We start from the raw sequence: 13,041 nt of genomic DNA on the forward strand, positions 1-13,041 counted from the left end.
GCGCGCTCCCATTGCTCGGTGCGTCCGAAGAGACTGGCGAGCAGGCGCCGCTCGTCGGCGCGCGCGGGATAGACCGCGACCATGGTCTCCAGCGCGGCAATGGCCGGGGCCAGCCTGCCCTCCCGCACCAAGGGAGAAACCAGCAGGCGGCGCGCATCGCGCCAGCCGTCGGCGGTCTGCCGCAGCGCCGGCTCCAGCAAGGGCATCTCATTCAGGGGCTCGGCCGAGGAATGAATCTGCTTGATCACATCGCGCAAGCGCGCGGTGGCGTCGGCCCCGACGGGACGATCCGCAATTGCCGTATCAACCATGACGCAACCCCCTCAACAAAGCCATCGCCACACGCGCGATGAACATCAGCACAAAGCCCAGCGCCAGCGCCTGCAGCAGCAGGATCCCCGTGCGCGGACTGCTCGGGCGGTCCGTCGGCACCGGCTGCGCAATGATGGACAGATAGCGCTGCAGGCGCAGCGTGTCCGTCATAGCCTGCTGGTAGGTCTGCTGCGCCAGGGTCAGGTTCGAATCCGCGAACACCTGGGCATTCCTCAGCGCTTCGTAGGATTTGAGCTGCTTCGCTTCCGTGTTGCCGCCGCCGCTCAGGCGCTGGCGCACCGCTGCAATCCGCTTTTTCAGGGACGTCACCTGCATCTCGGCCGGCCGCAGCATGAAATGGTCCTTGTTGCCCAGTGCGCGGATCTTGTCGAGATTGATCTGCGCCGTGTTGAGTTCTCCTTCCAGCTGGCTGGAAAGGTTCAACAGCATCGTCACCGTGGCCGTGGGATCGATATTGCCGTGGGTGGTCCGCCACGCCGTCAGCGTCTCTCGAGCGGCAAGCGCCTTGTGCTCCGCAAGCTTCACCGCTTCCTCGCTCACTTTCAGTTTGTCGGCGACGCCTTTCTCGTTCATGGAACTGACGAAGTTCTCGGCCAGCTCGATGAGCGCCCTGGACAACACCGCGGCGTCCTCCGAAGAGAACGCGCTCACGCGCAGCACGTCGATCTGCTCCAGCGCGTTGAAGGAGACCTTGACCGATGCCTGGTACGCGCGGAAGAGATCGTCCTCGCTGGAATCCTCGGCAAGATGGTTCACCGGATCCATGCCCGCGCGGATCAGGTACTGGCGCAGGCCGACCTTCTTGTCGAGCTGCTGCATGGCATCGCGCGACTTCAGAAAATCCGCGACCGCCCATCCGTCCACGAAGCCGCCCAGCATCCCGCCCGCGTTGCCCGTGGTCAGGAGGCTGGCCGCCGCGCCACCGCCGCCTTGCTGGCCGGAGGCCGACTGCACGAAGAAGCGCGACTCGGCCTCGTAGCGGGGCGTGGCAAAGAGAGACAGATAGACCAGGGCGCAGACCACCGGCGCCAGCACCATCAGCGTGTTGATCCAGCGGTGGCGGCGCCTCTCGCGCAGCGCCGATTGGCGCTCGCGGCGGCGGCGTTCGATTTCGGACCTGCCCTCAGAGGCCGATTCCGCCCTCATCGAAGCCGCCTCCGAGGACGTCGTCGCCTGTGCCGGATTCGCTCCTTGATCGTCGCGGGGGATACCTGCGGATGCACTGGTCGAGGTCGTCTTCGATGCTGAGCGCGCTTCGTTCATAAATCAAACCCTTGAAGCAATAGTCCGCCAACTGATTCTGGCGGTAACTGGAAAGAATGAGTGTCCGGCCGACCAGCCGCTCTTCGAAAAGAGCCAGCCAGAGGCGGGTGAAACGACAAGGCTCGAAGGGAATGGCCCCTTCGATCACATAGACGTCGAACGCCGGCGCCAGCGCCAGCGCAAAGGAGAACTCCTGCCGCGCGTAGAGCGGCCAATGCTCCATGGGCTTGGCCAGCGTCCTGGGATCGCTGACCAGGTCGGCGACCAGTTCGTGCGTGGCATCCGCGTCGATCTCGTACATCTCGCTGACGAAGTCGATCATGCTCAGGCCATTTGCCTTGCCGCGGATGAAGCCTTGCCGGCCGATCGCCCACGACACGTTGCCATCGTGCTTGACGAAGCCCTGGCGCGGAGGCCGCAGGCCGCACAGCACGTCGACGATCTGGCGATGCAGCTCGGGCGCCGGCGACAGCAGCGCATAGCGTCCGACCGGGATGGCGAGATCGACATTGGAAAGCAGCGCTTGCCTGCTTCCGAATGCATAGGGCTCGTCAGTGACGCCATTGAAATGGATCATCTACTTCCCCTCACATCGGCTGGACATTGGGACGGGCCAGACGCTCGGCCGCCAATGCAAGCACCATCAAGAAAACCAAAGAGGTCAGGAAATACCCCAAGCTCGCATCGTGCGAGGTGTAGGCCTCGAAATAGGCCGAGCGCAGCAGCTGCATGCCATGCGCCAACGGCAGCCACAGCATCCAGGGGCGCAGATTCTCCGGCAACTGCTCCGAGACAAAGAACACAGCTGCGAAAATCTGGAGAAATCGTTCAATGATCGGCGCCAGCCTGAGAAAAAAATGCCAGTAGGTCGCGATCGACCCGAACAGCAGGCCCAGCGCAATCCCGAAACACCCCATCAGCACCACGTAAAGCAGGAACCCCGGCCAACTCTTCGGCAACGTGATGAGCTCCAAGGCATGGCCCGCGCTGATCAGCACCAGGAACACCACCAGATACACCGATACGTAGATGAACGCCTGCACCAGCGCGCACATCAATGGCGTGACGCCCTGGAAGTTCAACAAGCCGCGCGCCGATACATAGGCCGTGCTGCTGCGGAAGACAATCTGGCGGAACATGATCCAGGTCGTTGCGCCCAGCAGCGAGAACGTCTGCACGTCCATGCCCATGATGTAGTGCGTGCCCATCAGGATGTACAGCGACGAGATCAGCGTCAGCAGCACGACCGGGCCTACCAGCGCCCACACCAGCGCGATCCGGCTCTCGCCATGCATCACTCGAAGCTGGTAGATGAACATCGCCAACAACGTGCGGCCGACCGGCCGGACCGTCACGGAGTGGCTTGGATCGTGCCCCCCATGCAGGCCCTGCAGGCGCTCCCGCAATATCGCGAGATCGCCGGCCTCGTCCTGCGGCACTTCGACTTCCAGCGCAATATCGTTGCGCGAGGCATGGCGGCGCGCCTCGCGCGCCTCGTCCTGTTTCCTGCGCTCGACGCGCCGAGCGTGCGCCGCGGCGAGACGTTCGTCTTCCGCCACCAGCTTGGCCGGCATGTATCCGGGCGCGAACACCTCGACGCCTGCTCGGATGTCCATTTCAAGCAGGCGCACGATGACGCGCAAACGCCGCCGCGAAAAATCGGCCAGCGTCTCGTCGACGTCGCTGCGCACGATTTCCGCATCCAGCTCCGCCTGCACCGCCTCGTACACCGCCCGCCGGGCAGCCACGGAATCGTGCGGCTCGCCCTCCAGGCGCGCGACCAGCGGCTTGAGCAGAACGGCCGGCGGGGCCTTTGCTTCAAACAATGCCGCCGGATCCAGGCGCCAGGCTGCGACGCCGGATCCCACTGCGTAACTGCTGTCCTTTCGGCGCGAGCGCCAGCCCTTGATCCTGTCCTCGTTGCTCATCGACACGCTATTGGCTTATGCCGGACGAGCCGCCCGAATCGCTGTCGATGGCACGCGTGGCGCTGAAGCCGGCACTCATCGTGACGCGGAACGCCGACAAGACCTTCTGCACCTGCGTGAACGGCGCGTCGGAGATGTAGATGGCCTGGCCTTCATGCACGGTGAACTCGCGTGCCAGCGCCACCTGCTCCGGACGCGTCAGGTCGAACTGGTAGACCACCGGCAGCAGATCCGGCTTGCCCTCGACACCGGCCTTGGCGGGCGTGAACAGGAACACGGAGCGCGGATCCGCCAGCTTGTCGTCCAGACCCTTGGAATCCGCCAGCGCGTCCAGCACACTGTAGTTTCGCTTGCTGATGGCCACGCGTCCCTGGTTGCCGGCCGCGCCCAGTACGGTCAGATACTCCTTCGAGTCATAGGCGGTGATGACATCGCCCGCGCGCAGCAGGATGTCATTATTCTGGTTGCGGTAGATATCCGACAGCCGCACCGACGCGACCTGGTTGTCCCGTCGCAGACTGATGACCAACTGTTCGGGATTCGTCTGCACCGGCGCGGCCTGCGCCAGCGCGCTGCTCAGGCGCTGGGAAGTCTGGGTGATGGCATACATGCCGGGCTTGGTCAGGTTGCCTTGCACGGTCACCATCTGCCCGCGCGCATCCGCGGCGCGCGTCACGCTGACGTCAGCGCCGACGACGAGCCTGGCCAGGCGCGCCACGACGGCGTCGTGCAGCTGCGCCAGGGTCATGCCGTCGGCATGAAATTTTCCGAGAATGGGGAATGTCACGTTCCCGGCCGAATTTATCTCCTGGTTGCCCAGGTCGCTCACGCCGGACGGATCCGCCGCGAACACGCCCAGCCCGCCGCGCTCCCATACCTTGACGTTGATGCCGTCGCCGGGAACCAGGCGGTCGAATCCGGCCTGCGTGAGATCCCGGTAGCGCACCGGAAAGTCCGCCACGTCGGCCACCCGGCTGGCCTGTACCAGTTCACGCGACGCGGGCATCACGATGACATCCTTGTCGTCGTGCGCGCCCGTCATTTCGCTCAGCATCGGGCCGGAACGGGGCAACTGGCACCCCGCGAGAGTCAGCGTGGCAAGAACCACCATGGTCAGGGCTGCTTTGCGCCGCAGCCCTGAACCCGGGACGTACATATGCATAAGATCCTTTCGTTTCAGCAGCTTGAATGGATGAACGCCAGTCAAGCTTGCATCAGGCGCATGGGCTCGATATCCATGCGTTCGTCGTTCTCGGACATGACAGGCATGCACAAGCCCATGAACTTGGTCAGCATGGCATCGAGCGAAAACAGCTTCTGCGCCCGGTGGCGGCTGTGCTCCCTCAATTGCTCGTTGTCGCGCACCTGGTCCACCATGGAGGCGACTTTCTCGCATGCCTCGTGCAAATCCGGGTGATCGACGCAGCTGAGCAGATGGCCCGTCTCGTTCTCCACAAAGCACTCGCCGGCGCCGCCTGCGGGCGTCGAGATCACCGGCACACCCACCAACTGGGCTTCGATCAGCACATTGGGCAGGCCTTCGTAGCGCGACAGCAGGACGCTGGCGTCCATTTGCGAATACCAATAGCCCACGTGGTTGGAAAGGCCGACCAGCAATAGCCTGTCCGTCACTTGCAGTTCCTCCGCCAGCGCCTCGATGTTCTCGCGCAGGCGTCCATCGCCCACGATCACAAAGCGCGCCTGCGGACGATCCTTCAGGTACATCGCCGCCAGCTTGATCCACAATTGAGGCCGCTTGTCCGGCTCCAGCCGGAACACGCCGCCGATGGTCTCCGTGGCATCGGTGGTGCTTTCGTGGAAAGCCTTCCACTTTTCCTCGTCCGCCGCCGAGGCGTCGGTGGCCAGATCCGGCACGCCGTTGTACAGGATGTGGAAGCGCGTGATCGGGATGCCCAGCCATTCCGCATAGGCTTCCGCGGCCTTGCAGCTATTGCTGACGAATACCACGCCGGGAACCTGGGCCAGGGCCTGGTACAGCTCGGGATACTCTTCGCGGAAGCGGTCCTTGCGGATATTGGGCGGCAACCCACGGAAGACCAGGTGTATGGTCGGAGCGCCAGCCAGCAGCGCGGCCAACGCGCCGAACAGGCAGGTTCCGTCTTGCCACAGGCTCACCACGTCGAACGGGTTGGCCCGCAACACCGGGGCGAGCCGCGTGACGCCGTAATGCACCGGAGGCGGCAACTGTTCCAGCAAGCGGCTCAGGCTGCCCTCGGGAACGGCCTGATGCGCGACCGACACCGCAGGCAGCTTGTTGATCTCCGTGACCTGGATCTGTGCCTTCACCAACACGGGCAGGAAGAAATCCAGCCCCTGCTTCTTGGTGGAGCCGGCGGGTTCGGTATGCTGCTTCACCATGACTTCGACTTTCCTAGGCATCATGATGACATCGGCTGGCCGACGCTCGGGAGCCTCCGCCAGACGGGTCAGCTCGCCTGCAAGCCGCGTCAGCTGACGCTCGGCGCCGCCGGGTCCGAGGCTGCCCGTCACGAGCGCCACCGACACCGGCTTCTCCGCCGACTGCTCGACGATCTTGCGGTCACGGAAGTGCAGGATCGCATGCTTCATCGACACGATCCTGACGTCTTTACCGACCAGCCCTTCTTCGGACTCGAAGCGCTGATAGAAGGCATAGTCGCTGGCCAGCTCGTTGGCGAGTTCAGCCGCCTTGCTGCCGGGCGTCAAGTGCCTCATGACGGGCGCGATGGCGTCGAACGCGTCGGCCAGCAGGCCCCGCTTGCGCAGGCGCTTGGCGAATTCGACGCGCATGTTGCGATCCGTATTCTCCAATATCAGCCGGCGGAACAGCTCATCGGACTGCTCGTGCGCGCGGATGTCGCTAAGCAGCTTGGCGCGGGAGAACAAGCGGTCGGGGTTCTGCGTCGAGGGCGGCAGATGGCGGTCGACCAGAGACAAAGCCTCATCGATCTTCCGTTCCTTCACAAGCCGGGTCGCGCAATACCTGACGATCTGGAAGTCGTCCGGACACTCTTCCAGCAGCGTGGCCCACTGCTCGGCCATGCCCTCGTTGAGGCCCGCCGCTTCCTTCAGCCTGAGCAGCAGGAAGCGGACCTTGGAGTCTGCCAGGTGATCGCCCGCCAGCGCCTGGGCGCGGGCCAGGTTTTCCTGCGCAACTTGAACCCGCACCGACGCCGTGACGATCTCTTCCAATTGGGCGTGCACCGATTTAAGGTCGGACGCAGCCTCCGCTAGCTCGCTAGTCAATGGCGGATTCATGCGGCCTTCCTCCGATTGATTTTCTCGATCCAAACCTGGCAACGCTGAATGTAGTGATCGAATTGCGTCGGATTTTCGGAGCGTTCCTGCAGCTTGCGCCAGTAGGGCAAAGCCTGCTCGAAGCGGTGCAGGCGCATGGCGCCCACGGCGGCCAGGCGCAGGCCGATGGGATCATCGGGCACCAGCTTCACAATGCGCTCGCCCAGAGCCAGGCGCTCGGTCGTGCTCGCCGGGTCCAGCGCGCGCGATTCCGCGTACAGCACGGCAAGGATGCGCCGCTTCTCGTGGTCGACTTCCGTCATTGCAGGCCACGATTGCGCCACGCGGTCCAGCAGGTTCCAGGCAGCCTGGTGATCGCCGGCGGACAGGATCTCGCGCGCGCCGCGGATGGCGCGCGGTCCGAGCCTGCCGAGTTGGCGTTCGGCCTCGTCGCGGGCGGTCTGGTCGGCGCCCTCGTGGCCCAGCACCGTCTTGTAGGCGTCGATGGCTTCGCCGTACCAGCCGCCGTTGAAGGCCACGCGCGCAAAATGCAGCTTCGTGCTGAACGGGACGGAATCGCCTGCAGCAGCCTGCTCGAGGTGCCGCATGGCGGTCTGCTTGTCTCCCAATGCGTCGGCTGCACGGCCACGCATGGCGTGTAGTTCAGGGAAGTCGATCTGGGTGTCGAGCGCGATATCCGTGAGGTCGATGACCTCCTTGTGATTGCCCGCCACCAGCGCGGCGCGCACGCCCAGGCGCATGGCGCGCTCGAACGCACGCTGTGCGCGCACACCGGCGAGGGCATCCGGCGTCAGCAGACGGTGTGCGCAGATGCGCTCAGCCGCGTCGCGCAGACGCCCTTCTTCCAGGGCCCGATCGCCTTCGTCGGCCCAAGCCTGCGACTGCGACTTCAGCCAGGAAACCATATCCTCCTGCTCGCTGCTTGCCAGCTTGCACGAGACCGCCAGCGTAGCCGCTGCCATGATGCAGCCGCGCCACGACGCTTCCTTGACGAGCTCGAGAACCTGGATGTCATTGAGCGCGGGCGATTCGGACGCCAGGTTGCGCAGTCCGACGCGGTCGCCAGCCAGCAGGCGGTCGCGCCACAGCATCGCAAAGCCGCGGCCGTACGTGGGCATGGCCGCGCGGACCTCGTTGACCCAGCGTATGGCGGCTTCCATGTCGCCGCTGGCCTGCAGCAGCGCCAGCACCGTGTCGGCGGCTTCCACGGCTACCGCGTCTTGCGGGGAGGAAATGCGGAACAGGTGCTTCCAGTTGCCCAGGGCCTCGTCCACATAGCCCAGATGCCCCGCGGAAAATGCCGCGATCCGCACGATTTCCGGAGTCTCGATTTCATCGCCCAGCAGGCCGGCGGCCAGCGAGTATGCGACCTCATGGCGTCCCAGCTTGAACTGGTTGCGCATCAGGATCTGCTCGGCCTTGCTGCCCGAAGCCACCGCGCCATCGGCGCTGCCCAGCAGCGCCAGCGAGCCTTCGTAGTCGCCCAGTTCTTCCTGGATGCGCGCAAACAGCAGGGTGTGGTCCGGCAGGCCGGGGTGGCGGCGCAGCACCTCGCGCACGCGGCGCGAGGCTTCGCGCAGTTGTCCCGAGTCCCAGAGCTTCTCGATGCGGTCGGCGCTTTCGTCGGCGGCAAGCTTGGGCGCGGAAGGCTGCGTCGTCGAGGCGTCCATCCGCGGACGCATATAGGTCTTGAACCACTCGGCGCACAGGCGTTCGGCAAAGGCCGGCGTGTAATGGGTCAGGTCGAGCCCGCCGTCTTCCATTGCATCGCCCTGGCCGATCTTGTTCATCAGCAGCGTCGGGTCGTAGCAAGGCACGCCGATGCGCTGCGCAATGGCCGTCACCGCAGCGATCAACTGCTGACGCTGTTCGATGGGCACATTGTCCGGCGTCAAGGCATTGACGTGGGTGACGAACACCACCTTGTCGCGGCCCAGCAGATCGACCAGCTGGTTCATTTCCTGCTCGATCTCCTGGTCCGTCTGATCGCGCTTGACGATGCGGGCGAGCAGGTCGCGGTCATCCGGCGTGAGCCCCTTGAAGACCGGGTCCTGATCCAGCAGCGCGCGCCGCTCCGCCAGGCGGTCGGCGTGGGCCATGGACCAGAACATCCGGGTGCGCGTGCGGTCGGCGAAGAACTCGCTGAAGTAGCGCACCAGGTAGTTGGACTGGATGGGGTAACCGTCTATGGCCAGCAGCTTGCGCGAGGACAGTTCGACCACATAGAGGTCAGCCGGCTTGTGGACGCCTTTGCGCGCCTGCTCGCCATTCGAAGGCCTGAAGATCACGCGCTGTACGTCGGCGGGAATGTCGCCCTGGCCGAACATGAATCGTGCCTGCTGCAGCGCCTCGGCGCTGGTGTGCACGAAACCGTAGTTGCGCCCGAGTTGCAGCTTGATCGGGTAGCGGCCCACGGCATCGCGCAGCGGCGTATGGATGCGGCAGGTTCCAATCGGAGCGGTGGTAAAAGCAGCCATTCGGAGGCTCTCCTCTAGTGATCGATAGTGAGCCTGAACTTAAAGAGTCCAGTACAGGAGGTCGGACTGAAGCCGTTTGCTGTCCAGCACGGACTTCAGGTCGCACACCATGCCGCCGCTCTTGACCAGAGCCGGCATGTCGTCCCAGATGGAATCCATGGTTTCGCGGTGCGGCACCGCCAGGATCAGCACGTCCATGTCACGGAACTGGTCGCGTTCCACGAGCTTGATGCCGTACTCGTGCTCCATCTGCTCCGGATCGACCATCGGATCGCACGCGACCGGAGTAATGCCGTACTCGCCAAGGGCGTTGTAGAGATCGACCACCTTGGAATTGCGGATATCGGGCACGTTTTCCTTGAACGTCATGCCCAGGATGCCGACGCGAGTCGTGGCATTGAGGCGGCCGTTACGGGCCAGCGTCTGGACCACGCGCGAGGCGACGTGGCTGGCCATGCCGTCATTGATGCGGCGGCCCGACAGGATGACTTCGGGGTGGTAGCCGAGTTCCTGCGCCTTGGACGTCAGGTAGTACGGGTCGACGCCGATGCAGTGGCCGCCCACCAGGCCGGGCGAGAACTTGAGGAAGTTCCATTTGGTGCCGGCGGCCGCCAGCACTTCCGAGGTGCGGATGCCGACCAGATCGCAGATCTTCGACATTTCGTTCATCAGCGCGATGTTGATGTCGCGCTGCGTGTTTTCCAGCACCTTGGCAGCCTCGGCCACCTTGATGGAGGAGGCGCGGTGCACGCCCGCGTCGATGATCTTTTCGTAGACGCCGGCAATCACTTCCAGCGATTCCTCGTCCTGGCCGGATACGATCTTGACGATCTTCTCCAGCGGATGCTCGCGGTCGCCCGGATTGATCCGCTCGGGGCTATAGCCCAGCTTGAAGTCGACGCCGCAGCGCAGGCCGGAGATTTTCTCCAGTTCCGGTCCGCAGATTTCCTCGGTGGCGCCAGGATGGACGGTAGATTCGAAAACGACGATGCAACCGGGACGCAGCACGGGGCCGATCGAACGGCACGCACGCACCAGCAGGGAAAAATCCGGGTTGTTCTTTTCGTCCACGGGGGTCGGAACGGCCACGACGAAGAAATCGCAGTTTTCCAGTTCCGATACCTGGTCGGTGAACTGCATCGGGGAGGCAAGCAACACGTCGCGTTCGATCTCGCCGGTCCAGTCATCACCCTCTTTCAGCCGTGCGATTCTCCGCTTGTCTACATCAAAGCCGATGACATCAAAGCGCTTGGAAAATGCGACGGCTACGGGCAGGCCGACATATCCAAGGCCACACACTGCAATTCTCTTTACCACGGGGGACCTCACTGTTTTCGTCGTGTCGTAGACACTAGAAATTGAAACCCGGGGGACACGAAATCGATGCGAGATCGAATATGTTTGCCCCACTTCGGGCGGGCGTATTGCTTAAGAATGTTTACAGCTTGATACGTACTTAAACGGGTCAAGCGGCGAGCCAACGAATCGTAAGGGGCGTAGACAGCAAACTTCTTTCTAAATATTTTTATCGCTGTTGAAATAAATCAGATTCGTCGCAACAAACCCAGGGAAATCCCTCAAACAATTACATTCATTACATGAACCGCAACATCGCCCGATCGCGAGATTGTTAGCAAATATATAAAAGGGTTTTTCTTGGTCCGGTTTAACCAAAATGAAAAAACATAATAGCCACAAGGGGTTATTTATTAATCGCCTGGAGCAATGTCATATTCAAAAACAGCCTGGATACAGTCATTATTCAGACATAACAAAGCCTGACTCCCGCTGGCGCCACAGTGAGTATTCGCACACGTAGTCCCGTAAATGCAAAAAGCCCACCGCACGCGGTGGGCTTTTGCTCGATTGCCGCCGGCCTTACTCGACCGTCACGCTCTTGGCCAAATTACGCGGCTTATCCACGTCCGTACCCCGCGCGCACGCCGTGTGGTACGACAGCAGCTGCAGCGGGATGGTGTGCAGGATGGGCGAGAGCTTGCCGTAGTTCTCGGGCATGCGGATCACGTGCATGCCTTCGGCGCTCTGGATCTTGCTGTCGGCGTCGGCAAAGACGTACAGCTCGCCGCCGCGAGCGCGCACTTCCTGCATGTTGGACTTCAGCTTTTCCAGCAGCTCGTCCTTGGGCGCGATAGTGACGACGGGCATGTGCTCGGTCACCAGGGCCAGCGGGCCGTGCTTGAGCTCGCCGGCCGGGTAGGCTTCGGCGTGGATGTAGCTGATTTCCTTGAGCTTGAGCGCGCCTTCCAGGGCGATCGGATAGTGCATGCCGCGGCCCAGGAACAGGGCGTTTTCCTTGGAGGCGAAGCGGTCGGCCCAGGCCATGATCTGCGGTTCCAGGGCCAACACCGAGCCGATGGCCACGGGCAGGTGGCGCAGCGCCTTCAGGTGTTCGGCTTCCTGCTCTTCGGTCAGGTGGCCGCGCACCTGCGCCAGCGTCAGCGTCAGCAGGAACAGGGCGGTGAGCTGGGTGGTGAAGGCCTTGGTGGAGGCCACGCCGATCTCGACGCCGGCGCGCGTGATGTACGACAGCTTGCACTCGCGCACCATGGCGCTGGTGGACACGTTGCAGATGGTCAGCGTGTTTTCCATGCCCAGCGAGCGGGCATGCTTGAGCGCGGCCAGGGTGTCGGCGGTTTCGCCGGACTGCGAAATGGTGACCACCAGCGAGCGCGGGTTGGGCACGCTGTCGCGGTAGCGGTATTCGCTGGCGATTTCCACCGCCACGGGGATCTTGGCGACGGATTCGATCCAGTACTTGGCGGTCAGGCCGGCGTAGTAGCTGGTGCCGCAGGCCAGGATCAGCAGGGAATCGATGTCCTTGAAGATCTTGTAGGCCTGGTCGCCGAACAGTTCGGGCGTGATGGATTCGATGTCTTGCAGCGTGTCGCCGACAGCGCGCGGCTGTTCGAAGATTTCCTTCTGCATGTAGTGGCGGTAGGGGCCGAGTTCGGCCGCGCCGGTATGCACGTGCACGGTGTGGACTTCGCGGTCGACGTTCTTGCCGTCGGCGTCCACGATCCAGACGCGCGAGAGCTGCAGGTCGACGACGTCGCCATCTTCCAGGTAGATGATCTGGTCGGTGGTGCCGGCCAGGGCCAACGCGTCGGAAGCGAGGAAGTTCTCGTTCTGGCCCACACCCACCACCAGCGGCGAGCCTTGGCGCGCGCCGACCACGCGGTGCGGTTCGTCGCGGCAGAACACCGCGATGGCGTAGGCGCCATGCAGGCGGCGCACGGCGTTCTGCACGGCTTCGAACAGGTCGCCGGCGTACAGGTGGTTGACCAGGTGGGCGATCACTTCGGTGTCGGTCTGGCTTTCGAAGACATAGCCCACGGCCTGCAGCTCGGCGCGCAGTTCGTCGTGGTTCTCGATAATGCCGTTGTGGACCAGCGCGATACGCGGCTCGTCGTTGCCCAGGCGCGAAAAGTGCGGGTGGGCGTTGTGCGTGGCCGGTACGCCGTGGGTGGCCCAGCGCGTGTGGGCGATGCCGGTAAAGCCCTGCACTTTGTCCTGCGCGACCTGCTCGGCCAGTTCGGCCACGCGTTGCGTGCTGCGCGTGCGGCGCAGATGGCCGTCGGCGTAGACGGCGACGCCGCAAGAGTCGTAGCCGCGGTATTCAAGGCGCTTGAGGCCTTCAACGAGGATCGGGGTGATGTCGCGCTGGGCGACGGCGCCAACAATGCCGCACATAGGAGAGTGCTCCGGTAAGTTCGTGTACCGACGCATTGTGCTCGTCCCCGCAAGAAATTTGATTTCTTTAT

General features: G+C 63.5%; 8 protein-coding genes and 1 pseudogene. All 9 read right to left on the minus strand.

All coding sequences use genetic code 11. The annotated features are described in order from the left end of the window. Nucleotides 1-311, minus strand: a pseudogene (locus VIR09_RS07485) (Vi polysaccharide transport protein VexE); the annotation flags it as partial. After that, the gene (locus tag VIR09_RS07490) at nt 304-1,479 is read right to left on the minus strand and encodes a sugar ABC transporter (RefSeq protein WP_332012301.1); all 1,176 of its coding nucleotides are present in this window, start codon (nt 1,477-1,479) and stop codon (nt 304-306) included. The pseudogene VIR09_RS07485 and the gene VIR09_RS07490, both read right to left, overlap by 8 nt. Continuing rightward, a complete protein-coding gene (locus VIR09_RS07495; RefSeq protein ID WP_332012302.1) occupies nt 1,457-2,173 on the minus strand; it encodes an ATPase in 717 nt (238 codons plus the stop codon). Before VIR09_RS07495 ends, VIR09_RS07490 begins: the two co-directional genes overlap by 23 nt. A 10-nt stretch (nt 2,174-2,183) precedes the next feature. Further along, entirely contained in the window at nt 2,184-3,524 is a 1,341-nt protein-coding gene (locus tag VIR09_RS07500; RefSeq protein WP_332012303.1) for a sugar ABC transporter permease, read from the minus strand. A gap of 7 nt (nt 3,525-3,531) precedes the next feature. Continuing rightward, on the minus strand, nt 3,532-4,686 hold the full coding sequence (locus VIR09_RS07505; RefSeq protein WP_332012304.1) for a polysaccharide biosynthesis/export family protein: 1,155 nt from the start codon (nt 4,684-4,686) through the stop codon (nt 3,532-3,534). Nucleotides 4,687-4,727: 41 nt separating this feature from the next. Next, entirely contained in the window at nt 4,728-6,782 is a 2,055-nt protein-coding gene (locus VIR09_RS07510; RefSeq protein ID WP_332012305.1) for a glycosyltransferase, read from the minus strand. Further along, nucleotides 6,779-9,259, minus strand: coding sequence for a hypothetical protein (locus tag VIR09_RS07515; protein ID WP_332012306.1), 2,481 nt, complete (start codon nt 9,257-9,259; stop codon nt 6,779-6,781). Before VIR09_RS07515 ends, VIR09_RS07510 begins: the two co-directional genes overlap by 4 nt. A 39-nt stretch (nt 9,260-9,298) precedes the next feature. Continuing rightward, nucleotides 9,299-10,558, minus strand: a complete 1,260-nt coding sequence (locus VIR09_RS07520; RefSeq protein WP_332012307.1) for a nucleotide sugar dehydrogenase — start codon at nt 10,556-10,558, stop codon at nt 9,299-9,301. Between the two features lie 579 nt (nt 10,559-11,137). Further along, a complete protein-coding gene (gene glmS, locus VIR09_RS07525) occupies nt 11,138-12,970 on the minus strand; it encodes a glutamine--fructose-6-phosphate transaminase (isomerizing) (RefSeq protein WP_332012308.1) in 1,833 nt (610 codons plus the stop codon). Nucleotides 12,971-13,041 lie beyond the last annotated feature (71 nt).

The sequence above is a fragment of the Achromobacter sp. genome, from assembly GCF_036567245.1.
Classification (GTDB): Bacteria; Pseudomonadota; Gammaproteobacteria; order Burkholderiales; family Burkholderiaceae_B; genus Achromobacter.

Coding starts and splice junctions, on each gene's coding strand:
- VIR09_RS07515 (WP_332012306.1), bottom strand. CDS start 9,259: ATGGCTGCTTTTACCACCGCTCCGATTGGAACCTGCCGCATCCATACG.
- glmS (WP_332012308.1), bottom strand. CDS start 12,970: ATGTGCGGCATTGTTGGCGCCGTCGCCCAGCGCGACATCACCCCGATC.
- VIR09_RS07500 (WP_332012303.1), bottom strand. CDS start 3,524: ATGAGCAACGAGGACAGGATCAAGGGCTGGCGCTCGCGCCGAAAGGAC.
- VIR09_RS07510 (WP_332012305.1), bottom strand. CDS start 6,782: ATGAATCCGCCATTGACTAGCGAGCTAGCGGAGGCTGCGTCCGACCTT.
- VIR09_RS07505 (WP_332012304.1), bottom strand. CDS start 4,686: ATGCATATGTACGTCCCGGGTTCAGGGCTGCGGCGCAAAGCAGCCCTG.
- VIR09_RS07495 (WP_332012302.1), bottom strand. CDS start 2,173: ATGATCCATTTCAATGGCGTCACTGACGAGCCCTATGCATTCGGAAGC.
- VIR09_RS07490 (WP_332012301.1), bottom strand. CDS start 1,479: ATGAGGGCGGAATCGGCCTCTGAGGGCAGGTCCGAAATCGAACGCCGC.